The organism is Flavobacterium erciyesense (assembly GCF_018069925.1).
Lineage (GTDB): Bacteria > Bacteroidota > Bacteroidia > Flavobacteriales > Flavobacteriaceae > Flavobacterium > Flavobacterium erciyesense.
Window position 1 is genome coordinate 1 of the sequence record NZ_JAGPXB010000039.1, and the last position, 693, is coordinate 693.

Annotated in this window: 1 protein-coding gene; it reads right to left on the reverse strand. The window is 38.7% G+C overall.

Features of this window, described 5'->3' with window-relative positions:
- The coding region (locus KBJ98_RS15215; protein WP_225899152.1) for an MBG domain-containing protein at positions 1 to 693 on the reverse strand (693 nt) is incomplete at both ends.

Genomic DNA, 693 nt, shown 5'->3' on the forward strand with positions numbered 1-693 from the left:
CGTCAAAGTTCCATTTACAGCAGTAATGTTATAATTAGGATTAGTTCCTAAAGTTACTTCGATAGGGTAAGCACCTACGTTAGAGAACTGCGTTGCAGAAGTTGCAAGAGTGTAGTTAATCGTATCTCCATTTACAGCACCAGTTACTACAGCCGTAAGAGCAGGATTAGCTTCACCGTACACTTTTGTTTTATTATCAGCAGTAACTACTACATCAATAGCTTTTGGAGTTACAGTCAAAGTACCATTTACAGCAGTAATGTTATAGTTAGGATTAGTTCCTAAAGTCACTACGATAGGGTAAGAACCTACGTTAGAGAACTGCGTTGCAGTAGTAGCAAGAGAGTAATCAATAACATCTCCATTTACAGCACCGCTTACCACAGCAGTAAGAGCAGGATTAAGATCACCGTAAACTTTCGTTTTATCATCAGCAGTTACAACTACATCAATAGCTTTTGGAGTTACAGTCAAAGTACCGTTTACAGCAGTAATGTTATAGTTAGGATTAGTTCCTAAAGTCACTACGATAGGGTAAGAACCTACGTTAGAGAACTGCGTTGCAGAAGTTGCAAGAGAGTAATCAATAACATCTCCATTTACAGCACCCGTTACCACAGCAGTAAGAGCAGGATTAAGATCACCGTATACTTTCGTTTTATCATCAGCAGTAACGACTACATCAATAGCTTT